The organism is Rhodococcus sp. LMD, from assembly GCF_056108245.1.
Genome location: NZ_CM148557.1, coordinates 2,857,717 through 2,882,922, shown reverse-complemented (window position 1 = coordinate 2,882,922; position 25,206 = coordinate 2,857,717). Strand labels below are relative to the sequence as shown.

The window sequence follows — 25,206 nt, the reverse complement described above, 5'->3', positions numbered from 1 at the left end:
GATGATACTGGGGCAGGTGAGACCGGTGCGATCGGCGTGTTGCCGCCGAAACCGCAGGTCGCGACCTCTCTGTGACCCTGCTGTGACTGCAGTGTGACGACCGGCCGGTGTCCCGCCGCCGGGCCGGTGATGCGACACTGGTCGGCGTGCTGAGACTCGGACTGACCGGAGGTATCGGGGCGGGCAAATCCACCGTCTCCCACGAACTCGTCGCGCTGGGGGCGGTGCTCGTCGACGCGGACACCATCGCCCGCGAAGTCGTCGCGCCGGGCACCGAGGGCCTGGCCGAACTCGCTGCGGCGTTCGGCGAGGACATCCTGCTGCCGGACGGATCCCTGAACCGGCCCGCCTTGGCCGCCAAGGCCTTTGCCAGCGACGAGGCACGGGCGGTGCTCAACGCGATCACCCACCCCCGGGTAGGGGCACGCACCGCCGAGCTGGTCGCCGCCGCCCCGGCCGACGCCGTCGTCGTGCAGGACATCCCGTTGCTCGTCGAGGGAGGCATGGCGCCCGCGTTCCACCTCGTCGCCGTGGTGCACACCGACGCCGACGAGCGGCTGCGCCGTCTGGTCGAACTACGCGCGATGCCCGAGGACGATGCGCGTGCCCGCATCGCCGCCCAGGCCACCGACGAACAGCGCCGTGCCGCAGCGGATGTCTGGTTGGACAACAACGGCGAGCGCGACGTCCTCGCCGCGGCCGTGCGCAGGCTGTGGACCGAGCGGCTCGTGCCGTTCGAGGCGAACCTGCGCGGCCGCGTCCCCGTGCGGCCGGCGCCGGTGCTCGTCGATCCGAACCCGGACTGGCACCGGCAGGCGCAACGGCTGATCGCCCGGCTCGCGCTCGCCGCCGGGGGCCGCGCGCTGCGGATCGACCACATCGGTTCGACTGCCGTGCCCGGTCTGGCCGCCGTCGACGTCCTCGACCTGCAGATCACCGTGCCGGACCTCGCCGCGGCGGAGGCGCTCGACGACGCCCTGGCCGGGGCCGGCTTTCCCCGCATCGCCCACGTCGACCACGACGAGCCACAGCCGTCGTACGGTGCCGGCGGCGAAACCGATCCGGCGGTGTGGGGCATGCGACTGCACGGCAGTGCCGACCCGGGCCGGCCCGCGTACGTGCACCTGCGGGTGCAGGGCTGGCCGGGCCAGCAGTTCGCGCTGCTGCTGCGGGACTGGCTGCGCGCGGACTCCGACGCGGCCACCGAGTACGCCGAGATCAAGCGGGCCGCGGCCCGCGACGCGGCGGCCCGCCACGACCCCGCCGAGGCTGCTGCGGTCTACGCCGAGGAGAAGGCGCCCTGGTTCGACGGCGCCTCCACGCGTGCCCGGGAATGGGCCGAGCAGACCGGATGGTCGGCCTGACGCGCGGGCCGGGGACGGCTGAGCGGCGGCTCAGCGCCAGCTGATCGGCATGGCCAGCGCGGCCAGCCACGCGTCGAGGTCGTGGCCGTGCGTGGCGATGCCGTCGACCGCCCGCAACGCTCGTTGCACCGCGCGCTCGGCGGTCCCGGGATCGAGCAGACCCGCCGCCGCGGCGGCGAGCAACTCGTCGACGTCCTCGACGGCGGTGTCGCGTCCGGTGCGCACCACGAGGTCGAGGTAGTGATCACGCGAATGCCACACGTCCCCTTCGCGCCAGAACTCGCCGATGTCGACGTACCGGTCCTGGTCGCGCTCGAAGCCGGGCCGGAAGTGGAAGATCGAGGCACGTAGGCCCAGCTCCGGCAGCAGCCACGACTCGAGATACCCGAACTGCGGGTGGTCGGCGGGCCGTGCCATGTACAGACCCCACTGCTCGACGCGATACACCTCCACCTTCCGCACGAAGCCCTTCGGGTCGACGTTGGTATGCGCGGCCACGTCGAAGGTCTCGACCTTGACGTGGTGGAGCTTCGCCTCGGACATGACCTGAACGTTACTGTGGTCCGACCCGGCGAACCCGACGGTGCCGGACCTACCGGCCCGTCGGCCCGGCCGGCACCACCGTCGTCGTCTCGTGCCCGTTGTCCTGCACGAGCGCGGAGGCGGGCAGCCGCCACAGCGCGCCGGCCTGGACGTAGTCGCCGGCGGACCCCGCGAAGTTCACCACCGTGACGACGAAGACGGTGAGAACGACGTCGACGGGCACGGTGAACAGCAGGGCCACCAGGACCGCGCCCCACAGCGCCACGGGAGCGAGCGTGACGGTCACGGCCGCGTTCCGCGTGAGCCAGGCGTCGCTGCCCGTCGTCAGGAAGGGGAACCGCACCGCGTACGTCGGACGCACACCGGAGAGGATCCGGGAGACCAGGCCGTGGGTCAGTTCGTGCACCGCCAGGTAGCCGAGACACGCCACGACGGTGACGACGACCGTCGGCGCCGTGCCCCAGCCGCTCCGCAGCGGCAGGTCCAGGAGTACCGCCGCGCCGAAGAGGACGGCGACGGTGAGAACGAGGACGGTCCGCACGGCCGCGACCGCCCGCGTGTCGTTCTTCAGGTCCAGCCGGGTGTGGACCCGGTAGTCCGGTGGCGGCGCCACCGCGGGCTTCGGATCGTTGCGAGCGTTCACGGGTACCCCCTGGAGGTCGCGGTCTCCCGGACGGACTGTCCGACGAGAGCCGGCGGTGGACGGCGGGCCGGTCCGACCGATCATGCCCGGCGGACGACTCCGTGTCCCGGCGGACGACTCCGTGTCCCGGCGGCCACGCACCGGGTCCCCGCCGCCGATCGGCATTGTCGGTGCCGCCGCCTACCCTGGTTCCCATGGCGTTCGCAAGCGAGCATCCCGTTGTCGCCCACTCCGAGTTCCGCCCGGTGGGGGAGATCGAACGAACCGAGGGCCGGTTCGAGGTGGTCAGCGACCACCAACCCGCCGGGGACCAGCCGGCCGCGATCGACGAACTCACGCGCCGCCTGCAGGCGGGGGAGAAGGACGTGGTGCTGCTCGGCGCCACCGGCACCGGCAAGTCGGCCACCACCGCGTGGCTGATCGAGCGGGTGCAGCGCCCCACCCTGGTGATGGCCCCGAACAAGACCCTCGCCGCCCAGCTCGCCAATGAGCTACGGGAGATGTTGCCGCACAACGCCGTCGAGTACTTCGTCTCGTACTACGACTACTACCAGCCCGAGGCGTACATCGCGCAGACCGACACCTACATCGAGAAGGACTCCTCGATCAACGACGACGTGGAACGGCTGCGGCACTCGGCGACCTCGGCGCTGCTCTCCCGCCGTGACGTCGTGGTGGTCGCGTCGGTGTCGTGCATCTACGGCCTGGGCACGCCGCAGTCGTACCTGGACCGCTCGATCGCACTCGAGGTCGGGGTGGAGGTGCCCCGGGACGCCCTGCTGCGCCTGCTGGTGGACGTGCAGTACACCCGCAACGACATGGCGTTCACCCGCGGCTCGTTCCGAGTCAAGGGCGACACCGTCGACATCATCCCCGCCTACGAGGAGCTCGCCGTGCGCATCGAGTTCTTCGGCGACGAGATCGATGCCCTCTACTACCTGCATCCCCTGACGGGGGACGTGGTGCGCAAGGTGGACTCGCTGCGGATCTTCCCGGCCACCCACTACGTCGCGGGACCGGAACGGATGGAACGGGCCGTGACGGGCATCGAGGCCGAACTCGAGGACCGGCTCGCCGACCTCGAGAACCGCGGCAAACTGCTCGAGGCGCAGCGCTTGCGCATGCGCACCCAGTACGACCTGGAGATGATCCGGCAGGTCGGGTTCTGCTCCGGCATCGAGAACTACTCGAGGCATATCGACGGCCGGCCGGCCGGTTCCGCGCCGGCGACCTTGATCGACTACTTCCCGGAGGACTTCCTGCTGGTCATCGACGAGTCCCACGTCACCGTCCCGCAGATCGGCGCCATGTACGAAGGGGACATGTCGCGCAAGCGCAACCTGGTCGAGTTCGGGTTCCGGCTACCCTCGGCCGTCGACAACCGCCCGTTGACCTGGGAGGAGTTCGCCGCACGCATCGGCCAGACCGTGTACCTCTCGGCCACCCCCGGTCCCTACGAACTCGGGCAGGCCGGCGGTGAATTCGTCGAACAGGTCATCCGCCCGACCGGGCTGGTGGACCCGAAGGTCGTGGTCAAGCCCACCAAGGGCCAGATCGACGACCTCGTGCACGAGATCCGCGAACGCGCCGAGCGGGACGAGCGGGTGCTCGTGACCACCCTGACCAAGAAGATGTCCGAGGATCTCACCGACTACCTGCTCGAGCTCGGCATCAGGGTGCGCTACCTGCACTCGGACATCGACACCCTCCGGCGGGTCGAGCTGCTCCGGCAGCTGCGGCTCGGCGAGTACGACGTCCTCGTCGGTATCAACCTCCTCCGCGAGGGCCTCGACCTGCCGGAGGTCTCGCTCGTGGCGATACTCGACGCCGACAAGGAAGGGTTCCTGCGGTCGACGACCAGCCTCATCCAGACCATCGGCCGCGCGGCGCGCAACGTCTCCGGCGAGGTCCACATGTACGCCGACAAGGTCACCGACTCGATGGCGCGCGCCATCGAGGAGACCGAGCGTCGCCGCGAGAAGCAGATCGCCTACAACCTCGAGCACGGCATCGACCCGCAGCCGCTGCGCAAGAAGATCGCCGACATCCTCGACCAGGTCTACGAGGAGGCCGACGACACCGTGGAGGTCGGCGGCTCGGGCCGCAACGCCTCCCGCGGCCGCCGCGCACCGGGGGAATCCGGTCGGGCCGTGAGCGCCGGCGTCTACGAGGGCCGCGACGTGAAGTCCATGCCCCGCGCCGAACTGGCCGACCTGGTGCAGGAACTGACCGACCAGATGATGAACGCCGCCCGCGAGCTGCAGTTCGAGCTGGCCGGAAGGTTGCGCGACGAGATCGCCGACCTGAAGAAGGAACTGCGCGGGATGGATGCCGCGGGTCTCGCGTAGCGTCTGCGGCATGGACCCACAGTCTGCCGGCCGCACCGCCCGTGCCCTCGAACTGATCCACTCCGTCGGGTACTTCGCCCCCGAGGTCGACGCCGCCCTCGGCGACACCGGCCTCGAAGGCGGCCGGATGCGGTACTTCGCGGCGCGTTCCGCCGCGCTCGGCGCCGTCGGCGCCGGCGTCGTGACCGCCACCTTCTACAACTTCAGTCCCCGCCTGGTCGCGTCCGCGATCCCGCGCGCCTGGCAGCTGGCCACTCCCGACGCCGTCGTCGCCGCCCGGTTGCGCGGCATCGACGAGGCACTGGCCCGGATCCTCGGTGCCGAGGTGCTCGACTCCCCGGAGATGCACGAGGCGGCGGAACTCGCGGCGAGCGCCGCCCGGGCGGTCCCCGGGCCGGAGGGCCGGCCGCTGTACGCCGGGCATGCCGACCTGCCGTGGCCGGACGCCCCGCACCTGGTTCTGTGGCACGCGCTGACCCTGCTGCGCGAGTACCGCGGTGACGGGCACGTCGCCGCCTTGCAGACCGCCGGACTCACCGGCATCGAAGCCCTCGTCACCCACACCGCCGCAGGCATCGGGTTCAGCGAGGACTTCGCCCGCGCGCGCCGCGGTTGGAGCGCGGAGGAGTGGACTGCCGCGGCGACGGCGCTGCGTGCCCGCGGACTGCTCGACCGCGCCGGTGAGCTCACCGACGAGGGTTTCGAGGTCCGCGAACTCGTCGAGGACCTGACCGACGACCTCGCGGCGGCGCCGTGGGCGGCGCTGGGCGAGAGCAAGGCCGATCGGCTGATCGAGCTCGCGCTGCCCTGGCGGGACGCCCTCGTGGAGTCCGGCGTGTTCCCCGCGCAGATGTTCGGCCCGCGTTACGGTGACGCACGGTAACGTCAACGGCGGTCAGTGGCGTCGAGCGCACGCCGGCAGGTCTGTGGGATCCACCCCAAAGGCTGCCGGACCCGTCCGATCGGCCGTTACTGTCTACGCAGCAGTCGGAGGGGGGACGCATCGACGGTCGCCCGCCGGCCAGACCCGACCAACTTCATGGAGGATTGCATGAGCGCCTACCGGACCGTAGTCGTCGGCACCGACGGTTCCGAGTCGTCGTACCGGGCCGTCGAGAAGGCGGCAGCTCTCGCCGGTGACGCCGAGGCCCGCCTCGTCATCGCGTGCGCCTACTACCCGGTGGATCCGAAGGACAGCGCCCGCGCCGCCGACGTGCTCGGGGACGACGCCTACCAGGTGACCGGATCGGCGCCCACGTACGACATCCTGCGCACCGCCCGGGAGAAGGCACACGCGGCCGGCGCCCAGAACGTTCTGGAACGGGCCGTCGTCGGGGCGCCCGTCGACTCGCTCCTCGAACTGGTCGCGGAAGTGGAAGCGGACCTGCTCGTGGTGGGCAACCGGGGCCTGAACACCCTCACCGGCCGGTTGCTCGGGTCCGTCCCGTCCGACCTCGCCCGCAAGTCCACCTCGGACGTGCTCATCGTGCACACCGTGCGCTGACCCCCGGGTCAGCAGTACGTCTCGCGGGCGGCACCCACGTAGAACCGGGCGGCATCGTCGCCCTGCAACGACGCCCGCGAGACGGACGCCGCGAAGGCCGCGACCGGCCGGACCGAACCGAGGACCTGGTCTTCCGGCAGTCCGGCAGCCAGCTGTGCACACGTCCCGCGGACGAGCGCCACGAGCGTCTCGTCGGGCACGCCGGCGGCCAGCCCCACCTCGGCCAGGGCCTGTTTGAACCGCAGGGCCGGCCCGTCCAGCGCCGCTGCCTCGACCGGAGCGGCCGCCATCGGGACCGTCACCGGGACGGAGGGCCCGGAGTCGTCGGACGCCGAGGTCCCCGCGCATCCCACGGCCGCGGCGAGGAGCCCGGACCCTGCCAGGAGCCGTGTCCAGTGCCTCCGTGTCCAGTGCCTCCGTGTCCGATCCCTCCGTGTCCGATCCCTTCGAGGCCACGCCTTCCTCACCGCCCCGCCTCCCGTTCCGACCGGCCGCACGTTCGCCCGCAACATACCGCCTGCCGGGACGGGGCGGACGTCGACACGGCACATCGACGACCCCTCACGACCGGGCCGGCGTCGCCAGTGCCGTCAGCGACTCGGGCAGCTCCCCGGTGTGCAGCACTCCGAGCCGCTGGGTGGCGCGGGTGAGCGCCACGTACAGGTCGTTGAGCCCGCGAGGCGACTCCGCCACGATGGCGGCCGGCTCCACCAGCAGCACCGAGTCGAACTCCAGGCCCTTGACCTCCCTCACCGTGGACACCCGCACCGAATCCGACCGCAGGTGATCCCATTGCGCCGCCAGCTCGTGCGGCGCGATCACCGCGGTCAGACCCGGCCCGTCGTCGTCCGCGAGGGCGCTGCACACGGCCTCGAGCAGGTCGTCCTCGACGACGTGCCGGGCCCACGGCGCGAATCCCGACTCGCGCACCGAGCGGGGCGGCACCTGATGCGGGTCGATCTCGGCGAGCACCGCGTGGGCGATCTCCATGATCTCCGCGGGCGTGCGGTAGTTGACGGTCAGCTCGGCCTTCTTCCACCGATTGGCCACGTACGGCTCGAGGATCCGCTGCCAGGACGAGCACCCGGCCGGATCCCCCGTCTGGGCGGTGTCCCCGACCAGGGTCATCCAGCGGTTCGGAATGCGCCGCATCAGCATCCGCCAGGCCATCGCGGACAACTCCTGCGCCTCGTCGACGATCACGTGCCCGTACGTCCAGGTGCGGTCCCCGGCGGCGCGCTCGGCCGTGGTCTCGTGGCTCGACCGGCCCTGCCGCTGCGCGAGCTGGTCGGCGTCGATCAGGTCGTACGCCATCAGGATCTCCGGGTCCAGGTCGTCCTCGAGATCCTGCGGCGCCGACCCGGTCAGGATGTCCAGGGCGCCCTGCGCGTCGGCGATCTGCCTGCGCCACTGCCGCGCGGCCCGCTCGCGTTCGGCGGCATCGTCGACTCCGAGCAGTTCGGCGAGTTCGTCGAGCAGGGGTGCGTCCGCGGCGCTGAACACGCGCGTCGCGGTCGGGCGCAGCAGCAGCTCGCGCTGGTTCTCGTCGAGTTCCGGTGCCGCCGACGCGAGCCGTTCCCGCGAGGCGAACAGCTCGGCGAGCACCTGTTGCGGGCTCAGCTGCGGCCACAGCGAGTCGATCGCCGCCACGATGTCCCGGTCCGACCGCATCTCGGTACGGATGTCGTCGATGTCCTCGCGGCTCAACAGATTCGCCCCGCCGACCGGATCGGCACCGATGATCGACGCGAGCTGGTCGGCGAGGGCGTCCACCACCGCGGCGACGAAGATCGGACGGGCCAGGTTGTGCGGCCGCCGCGACGACCGGGCCCGTCCGCGGGCCCGGGTGACCGTCTTCCGGTCGAGCGTCAGCCGGTAGGTGTCGAAGACGAGGGGGATCGGCGTCGCCGGAACCTCCTGACGATCCCGCACCGCCTTCTTCAGCACCTCGACCATGTCGAGGGAGCCCTTGACGGTGCCCGCCTCGAGCGAGTCCTCCACGGTCGCACGCACCCCGGGGTACAGGTCACCGATCGTGGACAGCAGCACGCCGGTCTCACCGAGGGAGGGCAGCACCTGCCCGATGTAGTCCAGAAATGTCGAGTTCGGGCCGACGATGAGCACACCGCTCTTCGCGAGCTGCCGACGGTAGGTGTACAGCAGAAACGCCGCCCGGTGCAGGGCGACGGCGGTCTTCCCGGTGCCGGGACCCCCCTGCACGACGAGCACGCTCTTGTGCTCGGACCGGATGATCGCATCCTGCTCGGCCTGGATCGTCGCGACGATGTCCTGCATCTGCCCGGTGCGCGCGGCGTTCAGCGCGGCCAGCAGTGCCGACTCGCCGGCGACACCGCCCGCCGAGACGGTCGCGTCGTGCGCCTGGGCCGCGTCGAGATCGAGGTACTCGTCGTTGAGGGCGGTGATCGCCCGGCGGCGTGACCGGATGTGCCGGCGCCGTGTCACTCCCTCCGGCGCCGCCGGCGTCGCCAGGTAGAACGGCCGCGCCAACGGCGCCCGCCAGTCCAGCAGCAGCGGCTCGTAGTCGTTCGTCTCGTCGAGGATGCCGAGGCGGCCGACGTACCGCACCTCCGTCGCGTCGCCGTCCTCGTCGTCGCGGACGTCGATGCGGCCGAAGCACAGTCCGTGCTCGGCCGCGTCGTACTTCGCGATGTCCTCGGTGTACAGCTGCGTGAAGGACTCCCGCTCACTGCGGGCCTGGGGGGTGCCGCCGGTGTCGAGCAGGACACGGCTCAGGCGGGTCTGCGCGTAGGCCCGCATGGAGTCGAGGTGGCCGTACAGCATCGACAGGTAGACCTGCTCACGCTCATGGTCGGGGTGGGACAGGCCATCGGCCGGCAAGGGGTCTCCTCGGGGTCGGACGGGGCGACGGGTGCGCCGCGACGAAGTGCCCAAGAAGTCTAGTGCCGGTCCCGCACCCGCGCAGAATCACCGGGTGCGGGACCGAACCGTGCGGTCAGCGCTGCAGCTGCAGGCGGGCGCGGGTGAGGGCCTCTTCGGCGCGGTGCCGGGCCTGCTGGGCCCGCAGCAGGGACCGTTCCTCCGCCGTCAGCGCCCGCTCCCGGGCGACCTTGGCCAGCTCGGGGCCGCGTTCACGGGCCGTGCCCCACAGCAGCGCGCTGCGTTCGCGAGCGACCTCGGCGAGTTCGGGGCCGCGTTCCTTGGCGACGTCGAGCAGGCCGGTGCCGCGTTCGCGGGCGACCTCGGCGAGTTCGGGGCCGCGTTCCTTGGCGACGTCGAGCAGGCCGGTGCCGCGTTCGCGGGCGACCTCGGCGAGTTCCGGGCCGCGCTCGCGGGCGACGTCGAGCAGGTGCGTGCCGCGTTCGCGGGCCACCTCGGCGAGTTCCGGGCCGCGCTCGCGGGCGACGTCGAGCAGGTGGCTTCCGCGTTCGCGGGCGGTGCCGGCCCTCTCCGACGCCTCCTCCGACAGGGTCCGCACCCGTTCGGCCACCTTGTGCAGGCTCTCGGTCACCGCCTCGCCCGCGGCGTCGTCCTGATGGGGCAGGACGCCGGCGACGGCCTCCTGGGCGCGTCGTGCGGCCCGCCGTCCGCGCCACCCCAGCGACGGCTTGCCCTCGGTGTCCACCGCGGTGATGATCAGTCCGCCGAGCAGGCTCACGTTCTTGAGGAACTGGGTGCGCTGGATGGCGCGGGCCTCCGCGTCCTCGACGTTCCAGAAGTCGTGGCCCGCCACCGTCGTCGGGACGAGCGTGGTGGCCAGTGCGAGCGCCGCCAGCCGCGGGGCCTTGCCCACCGCGAGCAGCGCACCCGCCCCGATCTGCACGGCGGCGTTGATCCGCACGAGCGTCTCGGGATCGTTCGTGATCTTCTCGCTCACCGTGTCCGGGAGCTTCCCCGTCACCGTGTCGGGCAGCATGCCCACCGCCCGGTCGAGTCCCGGCTGCGCGGCCGCCGCCTTGGTGGACGAGTCTCTCAGCGCGTCGATGCCTCCGGCGACGAAGACCGACGCAAGCATGGGGCGGGCGATTCTGCGGACAATCATGTGCTTCCTCCCGTGATCGGTGGCGGTTCCACCTTCGCACGCATACCCCGCCGCCCGGCGGGATATGCGCGTCCGGCCGGGATCACGCCCGCCGGCTCGGGTGTGCGCCGCAGGTGGCACGATGTCGGTGTGCACGGTGGGGGCGAGGAGACGAGGAGCGGCGACGTCGGTGTGGCCGGGGTGCGGGTAAAGCGGACCCCGACCTCGCTCGGGGTCGCGGCCACGCTACCGGTTCCGGTCGCGGCGCTGTTCGAGGTGATCCGGAATCCGTTGCGGCACAGTGAGATCGATGGTTCGGGGACGTTGATCGTCCCCGCGGGGCAGCCCCGGATCACCGCCGTCGGGCAGCACTTCGTCGCGCAGGTGCACTTTCCCGGGGGCACGGCGTATCCGGTGGTCAATCACGTGGTGGCGTTCGAACCCGGCAGGTTGCTCGCCTGGCTGCCCGCCAACCCGGACACCCCGCCGCTCGGCATCCGATGGGAATGGACCTTCGCCGAGGCGGCCGGGGGGACCGCCGTGCGACAGACCTGCGACTGGTCCGCGGTGACCGACACCGCGTACCTGCGCCGGGTGCGGCTCCCGCGGGTCTCGGCCGAGCAGATGTCCGCGAGCCTCGCCCGACTCGAGCGCGCCGCGCGTTCCTGACCTGCTCCGCATGCCCGGTGCTCGCGCCCCCGGTGCGGCGGTGCCCCGACGTGTCGCATGTCACGCGCGCCCCGGTATTGCTGATTGCTAAACTGCGCAAGTACACGCACCGCTCGTCTTGCGGTGGCTCGGACGACGGGAACGGTGATGGTCGCGCAGGCACGTCAGCCCCTCTACCGGATGAAGGCGGACTTCTTCAAGACGCTCGGGCATCCGGCCCGCATCCGGGTCCTCGAGTTGCTCAGCGAGCGCGACCACGCGGTCTCCGAGATGCTGCCCGAGGTGGGGATCGAACCCGCGAACCTGTCCCAGCAGCTGGCGATCCTCCGGCGTGCGGGGCTGGTCACTGCGCGCCGGGAAGGGCTGTCGGTGACCTACGCCCTGACGTCGCCGCGGGTCGCGGAACTGCTGGGCGTCGCCCGCGCCATCCTCACCGGTGTGGTCGCCGGACAGGCAGAACTGCTCGAGGACGATGTTGCCGAACCGGCGGGGGTCCGGGCCCGCGGCTGAGCCGGCCGCTCACCCGGGGCGCCACGCGCGCATTGATTGCAGACTTTATTAAGTTCTTAGTTGTTGTTTGTGGTGGAGGCACGATGTCGATGTCGACGGAGCAGCACGATGCGGAGACCGGGCGCACCGGAGAAGAGGCGACGGGAGCCGGCCCCGTCGTGGCTCGCGCCGCACGGTCGGTCGCCGCGCTGATGCCACGCTGGGGTGAGTGGAAACCGGCCCTGCGTTCGCCCCGCGCCGATCTGACCGCGGGGCTCGTCGTCGCCCTCGTCGCCCTGCCCCTCGCGCTCGGCTTCGGCATCAGCTCCGGACTGGGGGCCGCGGCGGGGCTCGCGACCGCCGTCGTCGCGGGTGCGGTCGCCGCCGTGTTCGGCGGCTCCCGCTTCCAGGTGTCGGGCCCGACCGGCGCGATGACCGTCGTCCTGGTGCCGATCTTCCACGAGCACGGCGCCTCCGGCGTCCTCGCGGTGGGACTCGTCGCCGGCGTCGTTCTCGTGGTTCTCGCCTTCGCCGGCATCGGCCGGGCGGTGCGCTTCATGCCCGCCCCGGTGATCGAGGGCTTCACCGCCGGGATCGCCGTCGTCATCGCCCTGCAGCAGGTCCCGGCCGCGCTCGGCATCGCCCACGCCGAGGGGGAGAAGGTGTGGCAGAGCGCGTTCGACGCCGTCCGACAGTTCGCCGACCGGCCGTCCCTCCTGCCCGCAGCCGTGGCGGTGCTCGTCGCGACGGCCATCCTGATCGGGGGCCGGTACCTGCCGAAGCTGCCGTTCTCGCTCGTCGCGGTGGTGCTGGCCACCGTCGTCGCACAGCTGTTCCATCTGGACGTCACGCGGATCGGGGCCATCCCGTCCGGCTTCGGTGCCCCCAGCCTCGGATTCCTCGACCTCGGCGAGCTGACGTCGCTCCTCGCGCCGGCGCTCGCGGTGGCCGCGCTCGCGGCCCTCGAATCCCTGCTGTCCGCGACCGCCGCGGATTCGATGAGCGTCGGCACCCGGCACGACCCGGACCGAGAGCTGTTCGGGCAGGGCCTGGCCAACATCGCCGCCCCCCTGTTCGGCGGCGTTCCGGCCACGGGCGCGATCGCACGCACGGCCGTCAACGTCCGGTCGGGGGCGCGGTCCCGGCTGTCCGCCCTCACCCACGCCGTCATCCTCGCCGGCATCGTCTACCTCGCCTCGCCGCTCGTCGCGCAGATCCCGCTCGCCGCCCTCGCCGGGGTTCTGCTCGCCACCACCGTGCGCATGGTCGAAACCGCCTCGATCGTCGCGATCACGCGGGCCAGCCGCGCGGATGCGATCGTCATGACGGTGACGTTCCTGGTCACCGTCGCCCTCGACCTCGTGACGGCGGTGGCGATCGGTGTCGGGTTCGCTGCGGTTCTCGCGCTGCGGGCGGTCGCGAGGTCCGCCCGGATCGAGCAGGTTCCCCTCGACGAGGACGGGGATCACGCCGACGAGGAACACGAGTTGCTGCGCGAGCACATCGTCGCGTACCGGATCGACGGCGCCCTGTTCTTCGCCGCGGCCCACCGGTTCCTGCTCGAGCTCGCCGATGTCACGGACGTCAAGGTCGTGATCCTGCGCATGTCCCGCGTGACGGCCATCGACGCCACCGGTGCGATCGTCCTCAAGGACGCCATCACCAAGCTCGAGCACCGGCACATCACGGTGCTGATCTCCGGGGCCAGGCCCGAACATCTGCGGCCGTTGTCCGCCCTGGGGGTGTTCACCACCAAGGACAGCGAGGAGCGGCACGTCTTCGCGACCACACCCCGGGCCATCGCGTACGCCCGCATGCTGGTGCTGCCGGAACACCGGTACGCCCCGGCCGTCGCCGGTGCCGAAGGGCCGAGGCCGGGACCGTTCGAGGCCACTCCGCGCGGGTAGAATCGGCCTCGTGACCGGCCCTCGCCGCAACCTGGTTCTCCTCACCCGGTAACACCAGGTGAGCGCGGGGACCGGTCGCCTGCCGACGGTGGTGCCCGGCGTACGCCCGGCCCGGGTCGGGTGCGCCCCGGCTCGCCTCCCGGGACCGACCGGCTCCGGCCAGTAGCATCTTCCCCCGTGACCGACGCGACCGCGAGTGCCAGCCGCCCTGCCGCCCTGCGCGTCCTCGTCTACAGCGACGACGCCGACACGCGCGAGCAGGTCACCCGCGCGCTGGGCCGGCGACCCGATCCCGAGCTCCCCGAACTCGACTTCGTCGAGGTGGCGACCGCGCCGATGGTGATCCGGCGCATGGACGCCGGCGGTATCGACCTCGCGATCCTGGACGGTGAGGCAGCCCCCGCCGGCGGGATGGGGATCGCCAAGCAGCTCAAGGACGAACTCGAACAGTGCCCGCCCGTCGTCGTGCTGACCGGCCGCCCGGACGACGCGTGGCTCGCCGACTGGTCCCGGGCCGAGGCCGCGGTGCCGCGGCCACTCGACCCGTTCCGCCTCGCCGAGACGGTCGTCGCGCTGCTGCGCGGCCGCAGCACCACCTGACGGCGCCGCGGGACGCCCGCCCCGGCGGGCCGCGCGAGTGGGCCGGTCCGCGAACGGTCGGGCGAAACGGAGAAATCGCGCCGCGTGGTATCCGCCTCGGGGAGACACCCCGCCGGTAGGCTGAGCCGTACATCACAATGATGCGGTTGAAGTGACCCACGGCACCGACACCGCCTCGTGATCGTTCGGCCCCAGCGGCCGAGAGGTCGGCAAGGGCAACGGAGTCGGCGCGGGTGGCCGGCTCGCACGGAGAGGAGCCAGGCGCCGTGAACGTCTACATCCCCATCCTCGTGCTCGGCGGGATCGCGGTCGCGTTCGCCGTGTTCTCCGTCGTCGTGTCCTCGGTGATCGGCCCGAGCCGCTACAACCGGGCCAAGCTCGAAGCCTACGAATGCGGGATCGACCCGACCCCGCAGCCGCCGGGCGGCGGCAGGTTCCCGGTGAAGTACTACCTGACGGCCATGCTGTTCATCATCTTCGACATCGAGATCGTGTTCCTCTACCCGTGGGCCGTCCACCTCGACGCCCTGGGGGTCTTCGGGCTGGCCGCGATGGCGCTGTTCGTGTTCAACGTCGCAGTGGCCTACGTCTACGAGTGGCGGCGGGGTGGTCTCGGCTGGGACTGACCGCGGCAGGTATTGGGTGCGACAGGGAATGGGATTGTGCCGTAATGGATTCGAACACCGACCGAAAGTGATAAGAGTCGGACATGGGTCTCGAGGAGAAGTTGCCGAGCGGCTTTCTGCTGAGCACGGTGGAGAGCTTCGCCGGTTTCGCACGCAAGGGTTCGCTGTGGCCCGCGACCTTCGGGCTCGCGTGCTGCGCGATCGAGATGATGACCACCGTGTCGCCGCGGTTCGACATCGCACGGTTCGGGATGGAGGCGTTCCGGGCCTCGCCGCGACAAGCCGACCTCATGATCGTCGCCGGCCGGGTCAGCCAGAAGATGGCCCCGGTGCTGCGGCAGGTCTACGACCAGATGGTCGAACCGAAATGGGTGCTGGCCATGGGGGTGTGCGCCTCCTCGGGCGGCATGTTCAACAACTACGCCATCGTGCAGGGCGTCGACCACATCGTCCCGGTCGACATCTACCTCCCCGGCTGCCCGCCCCGACCGGAGATGCTGCTGCACGCCGTCCTGATGCTGCACGAGAAGATCCAGCAGATGCCGCTCGGCGTGGACCGGGAGAAGGCCGTGCAGGCCGCCGAGGAGGCGGCCCTGGCTGCCGGCCGGTCCGTGCTGCCCACTCCCCGGGGGGCGGCCCGATGACCCCTCCCTCGGACAACGAACGGTCCTCGCTGCCGGTGGACCGGGCCGCCACCACCGGACCCGAGGGAACGCTGCCGGCGCAGCCCGCCGGTGACGCCGAGGTGATCGGCGTCCGTCAGGGCATGTTCGGCGTGCGCGGCAGCGGTGACACCTCCGGCTACGGGCGGCTCGTACGCCCGGTGACCCTGCCCGCCGGCACCCCGCGCCCGTACGGCGGCTACTTCGACGACGTCGCCGACGCCCTGCGCGACGCCGTCGCCGCATCGGGGACGGAGTTCGAGGACGCGATCGAGAAGGTCGTCGTCCACCGCGGTGAGCTGACCTTCCACGTCCGGCGGGAGCACCTCCCCGAGGTGGCCCGGCGCCTGCGCGACGACCCGGACCTGCGCTTCGAACTGTGCCTCGGCGTCGACGGGGTGCACTACCCGCAGGACACCGGCCGCGAACTGCACGCCGTGTACCCGCTGATGTCGATCACCCACAACCGCCGCATCCGGCTCGAGGTGTCGGCCCCGGATGCCGATCCCCACATCCCGTCGCTGTACGAGGTGTATCCGACCAACGACTGGCACGAGCGCGAGACCTACGACTTCTTCGGGATCGTGTTCGACGGGCACCCGTCGCTGACCCGCATCGAGATGCCCGACGACTGGTCGGGGCATCCTCAGCGCAAGGACTATCCGCTCGGCGGCATCCCCGTCGAGTACCACGGAGCGGAGATCCCGCCGCCCGACGAGCGGAGGGCGTACACATGACCGACCTGACCGAAGGACCGGTCCACACCGTCGTCGGCGAGGACTGGGACAGCATCGTCGAGGCCGCCCGCGCCGCGGCCGCCGACCGCGGCGACGAACGCATCGTGGTCAACATGGGACCGCAGCATCCGTCGACCCACGGAGTGTTGCGGCTCGTGCTCGAGATCGAAGGCGAGACCGTCACCGAGGCGCGCTGCGGAATCGGCTACCTGCACACCGGCATCGAGAAGAACCTCGAATACCGCACCTGGACCCAGGGCGTCACGTTCGTCACCCGGATGGACTACCTGTCCCCGTTCTTCAACGAGACCGCCTACTGTCTCGGCGTCGAGCAGCTGCTCGACATCACCGAGGCGATCCCCGAACGAGCCACCGTCGTGCGGGTGCTGCTCATGGAACTCAACCGGATCTCCTCGCACCTGGTCGCCCTCGCCACCGGCGGCATGGAACTCGGTGCGATGACCGCCATGTTCCTCGGTTTCCGCGAGCGCGAACTGATCCTCGACGTGTTCGAGACCATCACCGGTCTGCGCATGAACCACGCCTACATCCGGCCCGGCGGACTCGCGCAGGACCTGCCGGACGGCGCGGTCGAGAAGATCCGCGACCTGCTCGCGCTGCTGCCGCGGCGACTGCGGGACATGGAGAACCTGCTCAACGAGAACCACATCTGGAAGGCCCGCACCCAGGGGATCGGCTACCTCGACCTGACCGGGTGCATGGCCCTCGGCATCACCGGACCCGTGCTGCGCTCGACCGGCCTGCCGCACGACCTGCGCAAGGCACAACCGTACTGCGGCTACGACACCTACGAGTTCGAGGTGTGCACCGACACCGGCTGCGACGCCTACGGCCGCTACCTGATCCGGATCGACGAGATGAAGGAGTCGATCAAGATCGTCGAACAGTGCCTCGACCGGCTGCGTCCCGGTCCGGTGATGGTGGAGGACAAGAAGATCGCGTGGCCGGCCGACCTGTCGCTCGCCGCGGACGGTCTCGGCAACTCCCCGGAGCACATCCGCAAGATCATGGGCAACTCGATGGAGGGCCTGATCCACCATTTCAAGCTCGTCACCGAGGGCTTCCGCGTCCCACCCGGCCAGGTGTACACCGCCGTCGAATCCCCCCGCGGGGAACTGGGGGTGCACATGGTCAGCGACGGCGGCACCCGGCCCTACCGGGTGCACTTCCGGGATCCGTCCTTCACGAACCTGCAAGCGGTGTCCGCGATGTGCGAGGGCGGCATGGTCGCCGACGTCATCGCCGCGGTCGCCAGCATCGATCCCGTGATGGGGGGAGTGGACCGGTGACGCAGCAACCGCGAGTAGCGATCGACCCGGACCCGGCCACGGGGCCGGTGCTCATCCCGTTCGGCGTCCGCCCCGACGAACCGTCCCGGCTGGCGCGGCCCGGCGCCCGCGAACACTACCCCCCGGACGTCCGTGCCCGCCTCGAGGCCGACGCCGACGAGATCGTCGGTCGCTATCCCCAGCCGCGCTCGGCCCTGCTGCCGCTGCTGCACCTGGTGCAGTCCGAGGACGGCTACCTCACCCCCGCGGGTGTCGAGTTCTGCGCCGGCCGGCTCGGACTGACCGGAGCCGAGGTCGGGGCGGTCGCCACGTTCTACTCCATGTACCGGCGCGAACCCACCGGCGACTACCTCGTCGGTGTCTGCACCAACACCCTGTGCGCGATCATGGGCGGCGACGAGATCCTCGAAGCGCTGGAACACCACCTCGGGCAGCGTCCCGCGGCCGGCACCGCCTCGGACCCGGGCTCGGACACCACGCCGGACTCGCGCGGCGAGAGCGCCGGCTCCGTCACCCTCGAACGCCTCGAGTGCAACGCGGCCTGCGACTTCGCGCCCGTCGTGATGGTCAACTGGGAGTTCTTCGACCACCAGACCCCGGACTCGGCGCGTGCGCTCGTCGACGACCTGCGCGCCGGCCGGCCCGTCACCCCCACCCGGGGCGCGCCGCTGTGCACCTTCCGGCAGACCGCCCGCATCCTCGCCGGGTTTCCGGACGAGCGGCCCGGCGCCGTGGCGGCGGGCGGCAGCGCAGGAGCGGCATCGCTCGCCGGTCTGCGCATCGCCCGGGAACGGGGCATGCGGGCGCCGGAACCGGACCACCCCTCCGGCCCGGACCCGGCCGCCGGTCCCCGATCCGAGGGAGGCTGACGTGACGCTGACCCCTGTCCTGAGCCGCTACTGGGACGAACCCGAATCCTGGACCCTCGACACCTACCTCCGCCACGACGGCTACGAGGGCCTGCGCACGGCGCTGCGCATGCACCCCGACGAGGTGATCGGCACCGTCAAGGAGGCGGGGCTGCGCGGCCGCGGCGGCGCCGGGTTCGCCACCGGGGTCAAGTGGAGTTTCATCCCCCAGGGCGACGGCAAACCCCACTACCTGGTGGTCAACGCCGACGAATCCGAACCGGGCACCTGCAAGGACATGCCCCTGCTGCTGGCCACCCCGCACGCCCTCGTGGAGGGTGCGGTCATCGCCGCATACGCCATCCGCGCCGCGCACGCCTTCGTCTACGTCCGCGGCGAGGTGGTGCCGGTGCTGCGCCGGCTGCAGGCCGCCGTCGCCGAGGCCTACGCCGCCGGCTTCCTCGGCCGCGACATCCTCGGCAGCGGCTACGACCTCGACCTCGTCGTCCACGCCGGCGCCGGGGCCTACATCTGCGGGGAGGAGACCGCGCTCCTGGACTCCCTCGAGGGCCGGCGCGGCCAACCCCGCCTCCGACCCCCGTTCCCCGCCGTCGCGGGGCTGTACGCACGCCCGACCGTCGTCAACAACGTCGAGTCGATCGCGAGCGTGCCGTCGATCCTGCACCACGGGATCGAATGGTTCCGCTCCATGGGAACCGAGAAGTCCCCGGGCTTCACGCTCTACTCCCTGTCCGGTCACGTGGCGACCCCCGGCCAGTACGAGGCGCCCCTGGGCATCACCCTGCGGGAGCTGCTCGACTACGCGGGCGGTGTCCGGGCCGGGCACCGGCTGAAGTTCTGGACCCCCGGCGGCTCGTCGACGCCGCTGTTCACCGACGAGCACCTCGACGTCCCCCTCGACTACGAGGGTGTCGCCGCCGCCGGATCCATGCTGGGCACCAAGGCACTGCAGATCTTCGACGACACCACCTGCGTAGTGCGCGCGGTGCTGCGCTGGAGCGAGTTCTACGCGCACGAGTCCTGCGGCAAGTGCACCCCCTGCCGCGAAGGCACCTACTGGCTCGTGCAGATCCTGCGACGGCTCGAGCGCGGCGACGGAACCGCAACGGACCTGGACACCCTGCTCGACCTCTCCGACAACATCCTCGGCAGGTCGTTCTGCGCACTCGGCGACGGGGCGACCAGCCCCGTCACCTCCTCGATCCGGTACTTCCGCGACGAGTACCTGGCGCACTTCGAGCAGGGCGGCTGCCCGTTCGACCCGCACCTGTCCACCGTCATGGCCGGGGCCGGCGCGAACCGACCGCACGACGGAGGTGCCCGATGAGCGTCCACACCAACCGCGACACCACCGGCCTGCCGCCCGCACCGGACCTGGTCACCGTCGTCGTCGACGGCGTCGAGATCGGCGTCCCGAAAGGCACCCTCGTCATCCGCGCCGCGGAACTGCTCGGCGTCCAGATTCCCCGCTTCTGCGACCACCCGCTGCTCGAACCCGTCGGTGCCTGCCGCCAGTGCCTCGTCGACGTGGAAGGCCAACGCAAACCCGTCGCCTCCTGCACGACCCCGGTCACGGACGGCATGGTCGTGCACACGCAGCTGACCTCCCCGGTGGCGGACAAGGCGCAGAAGGGCGTGATGGAGCTGCTGCTGATCAACCATCCGCTGGACTGCCCGGTCTGCGACAAGGGCGGCGAATGCCCCCTGCAGAACCAGGCCATGTCGAACGGGCGTGCCGAGTCCCGGTTCACCGAGACCAAACGCACGTTCCCCAAACCGATCTCGCTCTCCGCGCAGATCCTCCTGGACCGCGAGCGATGCGTACTCTGCGCCCGGTGCACGCGGTTCTCCCAGCAGATCGCCGGCGACCCCTTCATCGAACTGATGGAACGGGGTGCCCTGCAGCAGGTCGGCATCTACGAGAAGGAACCGTTCGACTCGTACTTCTCCGGCAACACCGTGCAGATCTGCCCGGTCGGCGCACTCACCGGAGCGGCCTACCGGTTCCGCGCCCGGCCCTTCGACCTCGTGTCGAGCCCGAGCGTGTGCGAACACTGCGCCAGCGGCTGCGCCCAACGCACCGACCACCGGCGCGGCACGGTGCTGCGCCGGCTGGCCGGCGACGACCCGCAGGTCAACGAGGAGTGGAACTGCGACAAGGGCCGATGGGCCTTCACCTACGCCACCCAGCCCGACCGTCTCACCACCCCGCTGGTGCGGGGCGACGACGGCACGCTCACGCCCGCCTCGTGGCGTGACGCCCTGCGCGTCGCCGCCCGTGGCCTGACCGCCGCGCGCGGCCGTACCGGGGTGCTCGTCGGCGGCCGCGTCACCGTCGAGGACGCGTACGCCTACAGCAAGTTCGCCCGGCTCGGCCTCGACACCAACGACATCGATTTCCGGTCGCGGCCGCATTCCGCGGAGGAGGCACAGTTCCTCGCCGCCCGCGTCGCCGGGCGCTGGCCCGGCGCCGGAGCCGTGACGTACGACGACCTCGACAACGCCCCCGCCGTCCTGCTCGTCGGATTCGAACCCGAAGACGAGTCGCCGATCGTGTTCCTGAGACTGCGCAGAGCGGTCCGCAAGGGAGGACTGGCGGTGTCCGCGATCGCACCGTTCGCGAGCCGCGGCCTGACGAAACTGCGCGGACGGCTCCTGCGGGCCGTCCCCGGCACCGAGCCGGACCTGCTCGACACGCTCCGCCTCGGCGCCCGACCCGGCGACCGCGATGTCACCGAGACGGCCGAACTCCTGACCCGACCCGGGGCGGTCGTCCTGGTGGGGGAGCGGACGGCGGCAATCCCGGGCGCCTTGACGGCCGCCGGCCGGCTCGCCGACCACACCGGCGCGCGGCTCGCGTGGATCCCGCGACGGGCCGGGGAACGCGGTGCGCTCGAGGCCGGGGCCCTGCCGGGACTTCTGCCCGGTGCCCGCCCGGTCACCGACGCCGAGGCCCGGCGCCAGGTTGCCGCCGCATGGGGCGTGCCGGACCTGCCGTCCTCCGTCGGCCGGGACACCGGACAGATCCTCGCCGGCGCTGCAACCGGCACCCTCGGGGCCCTGGTGATCGGCGGGGTCGACGTCGACGATCTGCCGGATCCGCACGCCGCCGTCGCCGCGGTCGACGCCGCCGGCTTCGTCGTCAGCCTCGAACTGCGGCGCAGCGCGCTCACCGACCGAGCCGACGTCGTCTTCCCCGTCGCCCCCGCCGTGGAGAAACCCGGAACGTTCCTCGATTGGGAGGGCCGGGAGCGCCCCTTCGCCGCCGCACTGCGCAATACCGGCGCCCTGCCCGATCAGCGGGTGCTCGGCGCGATCGCCGACGAGATGGGGGTCCGCCTCGGGCTCGCCGACGCCGCGGCCGCCGTCGACGAGCTCGTCGCGCTGGGGTCCTGGGACGGCGAAGCCGCCGGGTCACCGGACGTCGCGCCGCGCGGCACGCCGGCGCCCGGCACCGGTGAGGCGGTGCTCGCCGGATGGCGGATGCTTCTCGACCGCGGACGGATGCAGGACGGTGAACCGCATCTCGCCGGGACCGCCCGGCGGCCGGTCGCGCGCCTGTCCGTCGCCACCGCCGCCGAGATCTCGGCGGACGACGGGGACCCGGTGACCGTCGCGACGGACCGCGGCTCGGTCACGCTGCCGCTGGTGGTCACCGACATGCCGGACCGGGTCGTGTGGCTGCCCCTCAACTCGCCGGGGTCCGCGGTGCATCGGCAGCTGGCCGCGTCCGTGGGCGACATCGTCCGGATCGGCCGGGCGGAGCGCTCGTCGCAGGGGGTGGCCGATGAGTGACGTCACGCTGTTCGGCGCTGCGACGGTACCGGGGCCGGGGGTCCTGTCGGCGCAGTCCGGGTACCCCGATCCGGCCGCGTTCGGTCAGGATCCGTGGTGGCTGGTCGTCGGCAAGGCGGTGGCCGTCTTCGTCTTCCTGGTGTTGACGGTGCTCGTCGCCATCCTCGTGGAACGAAAGATATTGGCGCGCATGCAGATGCGCGTCGGACCGAATCGGGTGGGCCCGCGGGGGTTGCTGCAGAGCCTCGCCGACGGCGTCAAACTCGCCCTGAAGGAGGGCATCGTTCCCGCGGGCGTGGACAAACCCATCTACGTCCTCGCGCCGATCATCGCGACGGTGCCGGCGTTCATGGCGTTCGCCGTCATCCCGCTCGGACCGGTGGTCTCCGTCTTCGGCCAGCGCACCCCGCTGCAACTGACCGACCTTCCGGTGGCCGTGCTGTACATCCTCGCTGCGACGTCCATCGGCGTCTACGGCATCGTGCTCGCCGGCTGGGCATCCGGGTCCACCTATCCGCTGCTGGGCGGTCTGCGCTCGACGGCGCAGGTGATCTCGTACGAGATCGCCATGGCGCTCTCGTTCGCGGCCGTCTTCCTGCTGTCGGGCACGCTGTCCACCTCCGGCATCGTCGCCGCCCAGGACGGCACCTGGTACGTCTTCCTGCTCCTGCCCTCGTTCCTCATCTACGTCACGTCCATGGTCGGCGAGACGAACCGGGCACCGTTCGACCTGCCCGAGGCCGAGGGCGAACTCGTCGGCGGCTTCCACACGGAGTACTCGTCGCTGAAGTTCGCGATGTTCATGCTCGCCGAGTACGTCAACATGGTGACGGTCTCGGCGCTGGCCACCACCCTGTTCCTCGGCGGCTGGCGCGCACCGTGGCCGCTGAACATGTGGGAGGGCGCGAACTCCGGCTGGGTGCCGCTGCTGTGGTTCGTCCTCAAGGTGTGGGGATTTTTGTTCCTGTTCGTATGGCTGCGCGGCACGCTGCCGCGGCTGCGCTACGACCAGTTCATGAATCTCGGCTGGAAGGTGCTCATCCCGGTGGCGCTCGGCTGGATCATGGTCGTCGCCGTGATCCGCGTCCTGCGCACGGAGGGCCTGGACCGGTGGCAGATCGTCCTCGCCGCGACCGGCGTGGTCGTCGCCCTGGCAGTGCCGTCGCTGCTGTGGAACCGCATGAGCTCCGGTCGCGTCCGGCCCACCGGCACCCCCGGCGGCCCGGCGGTCACTGCCGAAACCGAGCAACCGTTCGACCCGATGGCCGGCGGCTTCCCCGTCCCGCCGTTACCCGGCCAGACGCTGCCACCGCGGCGTCGGCGCACCCCCGTCACCGCAGCCGCCGAGAGCGGGCGCCGTGGCGATCCGACCACCGAGGAGAATCGCGATGCCTGACTTCCTCGATCCCATCGCCGGATTCGGCGTCACCTTCCGGGCGATGTTCGACAAGGCCCAGACCGAGCGATACCCCGAGCAGAAGGAACCGACCGCACCGCGCTACCACGGCCGCCACCAGCTCAACCGCCACCCCGACGGGCTCGAGAAGTGCATCGGGTGCGAGCTGTGTGCCTGGGCGTGCCCCGCCGACGCCATCTACGTCGAGGGCGCGGACAACACCGACGACGGGCGATACTCGCCGGGGGAGCGCTACGGACGCGTCTACCAGATCAACTACCTGCGCTGCATCGGATGCGGTCTGTGCATCGAGGCCTGCCCGACGCGGGCGTTGACCATGACCAACGAGTACGAGATGGCCGACGACAACCGGACCGACCTGATCTACGACAAGACCAGGCTGCTCGCCCCGCTCGGGCCCGGCATGGTGGCACCACCCCACGACATGTACCCGGGCACGACCGACGAGGACTACTACCTCGGCGCGGTGACCGAGGCCGCGCCCGGCACCACCACGGCCGCTGCCGGGCAGGGGGAGGACGCCGTCGCACCCGACCGGGAACCGACGCAGCCGCGAGGCGGTCGCGATGTGGCGTGACCGGCGGAGAGGGGAGTGGTCTCGATGGACCCGATGACGCCGGCCCTGCTGACGGCCGAAGCCGTCACCCGCACCTCCACCGGCGAGGCCGTGCTGTTCTGGATCCTCGGAACGCTCGCGGTGCTCGGCGCACTCGGCGTCGTCGCCGCGTCCAAGGCCGTCTATTCGGCGATGTTCCTCGCGGTCACCATGATCATCCTCGCGGTGTTCTACATCGCCCAGGATGCGCTGTTCCTCGGAGTCGTGCAGATCGTGGTCTACACGGGGGCGGTGATGATGCTGTTCCTGTTCGTGGTCATGCTCGTCGGCGTCGACTCCTCCGACTCGCTCGTCGAGACGCTGCGCGGCCAGCGGGTCGCCGCGATCGCGGCCGGCCTCGGATTCGGCCTGCTGCTCGTCGGCGGTCTCGGCAACGCCGCCGTCTCCGAGTTCGCCGGCCTCGACGCAGCGAACGCCGCCGGCAACATCACCGGCCTGGCCGAGCTGATCTTCGTGCGGTACGTCTGGGCGTTCGAACTCACCGGCGCCCTGCTGATCACGGCCACGATCGGCGCCATGGTCCTCGCTCACCGGGAACGATTCGGGCTGCGCAAGACCCAGCGGGAATTGTCGCAGGAACGCTTCCGCGCCGGTGGTCGCGCCACCCCGTTGCCGAGTCCCGGTGTCTATGCCCGGCACAACGCCGTCGACGTGCCGGCCCGGCTGCCCGACGGGTCGTACTCGGACCTGTCGGTCAGCGAAGTGCTCCGGCAGCGCGCCGTGACCGTCGACGACGCCGGACCGCGCGAGAGCGACGCACCGCGCGGCGGGTCGTCGGGTGAGGAGGAATCGCGGTGAACCCCGAGAACTACCTGTACCTGTCCGCCCTGTTGTTCACCATCGGCGCGGCCGGCGTCCTGCTGCGCCGCAACGCGATCGTCGTGTTCATGTGCATCGAGTTGATGCTCAACGCCGCGAACCTGGCGTTCGTCACGTTCGCGCGTATGCACGGCAATCTCGACGGCCAGGTCATCGCGTTCTTCACGATGGTCGTCGCCGCCGCCGAGGTCGTCGTCGGCCTCGCGATCATCATGACCATCTTCCGTTCCCGCCGTTCGGTTTCCGTCGACGACGCCAACCTCCTGAAGTACTGACGCCCCCGGACGA

At 71.3% G+C, this 25,206-nt stretch carries 24 protein-coding genes; 19 read left to right on the top strand and 5 right to left on the bottom strand.

What is annotated here, in order from left to right; genetic code table 11:
* Positions 1-146 precede the first annotated feature (146 nt).
* Entirely contained in the window at positions 147-1,364 is a 1,218-nt protein-coding gene (gene coaE / locus ACWPQI_RS13220) for a dephospho-CoA kinase (protein WP_026137901.1), read from the top strand.
* Between the two features lie 30 nt (positions 1,365-1,394).
* Here coaE and ACWPQI_RS13215 read toward each other — a convergent pair whose 3' ends face one another.
* Both ACWPQI_RS13215 and ACWPQI_RS13210 read right to left on the bottom strand, forming a co-directional pair.
* Positions 1,395-1,907 carry a ribonuclease FAU-1 family protein gene (locus tag ACWPQI_RS13215; RefSeq protein ID WP_017681321.1) on the bottom strand — a complete coding sequence of 171 codons (513 nt, stop codon included), beginning with the start codon at positions 1,905-1,907 and terminating at the stop codon, positions 1,395-1,397.
* A gap of 49 nt (positions 1,908-1,956) precedes the next feature.
* Entirely contained in the window at positions 1,957-2,550 is a 594-nt protein-coding gene (locus ACWPQI_RS13210; RefSeq protein WP_432373271.1) for a DUF3267 domain-containing protein, read from the bottom strand.
* 194 nt (positions 2,551-2,744) lie between these two features.
* Between ACWPQI_RS13210 and uvrB the strand changes: the two genes are divergently transcribed.
* From uvrB to ACWPQI_RS13195, 3 genes are all read left to right on the top strand, one after another.
* Entirely contained in the window at positions 2,745-4,898 is a 2,154-nt protein-coding gene (gene uvrB, locus ACWPQI_RS13205; RefSeq protein WP_010595331.1) for an excinuclease ABC subunit UvrB, read from the top strand.
* A gap of 10 nt (positions 4,899-4,908) precedes the next feature.
* Complete coding sequence (locus ACWPQI_RS13200; RefSeq protein WP_029540105.1) at positions 4,909-5,781, top strand: SCO6745 family protein; 873 nt, start codon at positions 4,909-4,911, stop codon at positions 5,779-5,781.
* Between the two features lie 168 nt (positions 5,782-5,949).
* Entirely contained in the window at positions 5,950-6,402 is a 453-nt protein-coding gene (locus tag ACWPQI_RS13195) for a universal stress protein (protein WP_010595333.1), read from the top strand.
* A gap of 8 nt (positions 6,403-6,410) precedes the next feature.
* Here ACWPQI_RS13195 and ACWPQI_RS13190 read toward each other — a convergent pair whose 3' ends face one another.
* The 3 genes from ACWPQI_RS13190 to ACWPQI_RS13180 all read right to left on the bottom strand — a co-directional run bounded on the left by ACWPQI_RS13190 (position 6,411) and on the right by ACWPQI_RS13180 (position 10,423).
* The gene (locus tag ACWPQI_RS13190) at positions 6,411-6,692 is read right to left on the bottom strand and encodes a DUF732 domain-containing protein (protein ID WP_010595334.1); all 282 of its coding nucleotides are present in this window, start codon (positions 6,690-6,692) and stop codon (positions 6,411-6,413) included.
* Positions 6,693-6,963: 271 nt separating this feature from the next.
* A complete protein-coding gene (locus ACWPQI_RS13185) occupies positions 6,964-9,204 on the bottom strand; it encodes a HelD family protein (RefSeq protein WP_099528191.1) in 2,241 nt (746 codons plus the stop codon).
* A 172-nt stretch (positions 9,205-9,376) separates the two neighbouring features.
* Entirely contained in the window at positions 9,377-10,423 is a 1,047-nt protein-coding gene (locus ACWPQI_RS13180; protein ID WP_061064843.1) for a DoxX family protein, read from the bottom strand.
* A gap of 129 nt (positions 10,424-10,552) precedes the next feature.
* On the opposite strand from ACWPQI_RS13180, the gene ACWPQI_RS13175 reads away from it, so the two are divergent.
* The 15 genes from ACWPQI_RS13175 to nuoK all read left to right on the top strand — a co-directional run bounded on the left by ACWPQI_RS13175 (position 10,553) and on the right by nuoK (position 25,193).
* Positions 10,553-11,071 carry an SRPBCC family protein gene (locus ACWPQI_RS13175; RefSeq protein ID WP_017681315.1) on the top strand — a complete coding sequence of 173 codons (519 nt, stop codon included), beginning with the start codon at positions 10,553-10,555 and terminating at the stop codon, positions 11,069-11,071.
* Positions 11,072-11,218: 147 nt separating this feature from the next.
* Complete coding sequence (locus ACWPQI_RS13170; protein WP_010595340.1) at positions 11,219-11,581, top strand: ArsR/SmtB family transcription factor; 363 nt, start codon at positions 11,219-11,221, stop codon at positions 11,579-11,581.
* A gap of 83 nt (positions 11,582-11,664) precedes the next feature.
* Complete coding sequence (locus ACWPQI_RS13165; RefSeq protein WP_017681314.1) at positions 11,665-13,467, top strand: SulP family inorganic anion transporter; 1,803 nt, start codon at positions 11,665-11,667, stop codon at positions 13,465-13,467.
* A 177-nt stretch (positions 13,468-13,644) separates the two neighbouring features.
* Entirely contained in the window at positions 13,645-14,067 is a 423-nt protein-coding gene (locus ACWPQI_RS13160; protein ID WP_010595342.1) for an Rv3143 family two-component system response regulator, read from the top strand.
* Positions 14,068-14,333: 266 nt separating this feature from the next.
* Positions 14,334-14,693, top strand: a complete 360-nt coding sequence (locus tag ACWPQI_RS13155) for an NADH-quinone oxidoreductase subunit A (protein ID WP_010595343.1) — start codon at positions 14,334-14,336, stop codon at positions 14,691-14,693.
* 83 nt (positions 14,694-14,776) lie between these two features.
* Positions 14,777-15,337 (top strand): NuoB/complex I 20 kDa subunit family protein, encoded by a 561-nt coding sequence (locus tag ACWPQI_RS13150; protein WP_432373266.1) that lies wholly within the window; start codon positions 14,777-14,779, stop codon positions 15,335-15,337.
* Positions 15,334-16,092 carry an NADH-quinone oxidoreductase subunit C gene (locus ACWPQI_RS13145; RefSeq protein ID WP_235593853.1) on the top strand — a complete coding sequence of 253 codons (759 nt, stop codon included), beginning with the start codon at positions 15,334-15,336 and terminating at the stop codon, positions 16,090-16,092. Before ACWPQI_RS13150 ends, ACWPQI_RS13145 begins: the two co-directional genes overlap by 4 nt.
* On the top strand, positions 16,089-17,402 hold the full coding sequence (gene nuoD / locus ACWPQI_RS13140; RefSeq protein ID WP_010595346.1) for an NADH dehydrogenase (quinone) subunit D: 1,314 nt from the start codon (positions 16,089-16,091) through the stop codon (positions 17,400-17,402). Before ACWPQI_RS13145 ends, nuoD begins: the two co-directional genes overlap by 4 nt.
* Positions 17,399-18,271 (top strand): NADH-quinone oxidoreductase subunit NuoE, encoded by an 873-nt coding sequence (gene nuoE / locus ACWPQI_RS13135; RefSeq protein ID WP_010595347.1) that lies wholly within the window; start codon positions 17,399-17,401, stop codon positions 18,269-18,271. Before nuoD ends, nuoE begins: the two co-directional genes overlap by 4 nt.
* A 1-nt stretch (position 18,272) precedes the next feature.
* A complete protein-coding gene (gene nuoF, locus ACWPQI_RS13130) occupies positions 18,273-19,598 on the top strand; it encodes an NADH-quinone oxidoreductase subunit NuoF (RefSeq protein WP_010595348.1) in 1,326 nt (441 codons plus the stop codon).
* Positions 19,595-22,066 (top strand): NADH-quinone oxidoreductase subunit G, encoded by a 2,472-nt coding sequence (locus ACWPQI_RS13125; RefSeq protein ID WP_064065834.1) that lies wholly within the window; start codon positions 19,595-19,597, stop codon positions 22,064-22,066. Before nuoF ends, ACWPQI_RS13125 begins: the two co-directional genes overlap by 4 nt.
* A 43-nt stretch (positions 22,067-22,109) precedes the next feature.
* Positions 22,110-23,462, top strand: a complete 1,353-nt coding sequence (gene nuoH / locus ACWPQI_RS13120; RefSeq protein ID WP_051059603.1) for an NADH-quinone oxidoreductase subunit NuoH — start codon at positions 22,110-22,112, stop codon at positions 23,460-23,462.
* Positions 23,455-24,060, top strand: coding sequence for an NADH-quinone oxidoreductase subunit NuoI (nuoI, locus tag ACWPQI_RS13115; protein WP_017681310.1), 606 nt, complete (start codon positions 23,455-23,457; stop codon positions 24,058-24,060). The genes nuoH and nuoI overlap by 8 nt, the downstream gene beginning before the upstream one ends.
* Before the next feature lie 33 nt (positions 24,061-24,093).
* Entirely contained in the window at positions 24,094-24,897 is an 804-nt protein-coding gene (locus tag ACWPQI_RS13110) for an NADH-quinone oxidoreductase subunit J (protein WP_040272775.1), read from the top strand.
* Complete coding sequence (gene nuoK / locus ACWPQI_RS13105) at positions 24,894-25,193, top strand: NADH-quinone oxidoreductase subunit NuoK (protein ID WP_003937937.1); 300 nt, start codon at positions 24,894-24,896, stop codon at positions 25,191-25,193. The genes ACWPQI_RS13110 and nuoK overlap by 4 nt, the downstream gene beginning before the upstream one ends.
* Positions 25,194-25,206 lie beyond the last annotated feature (13 nt).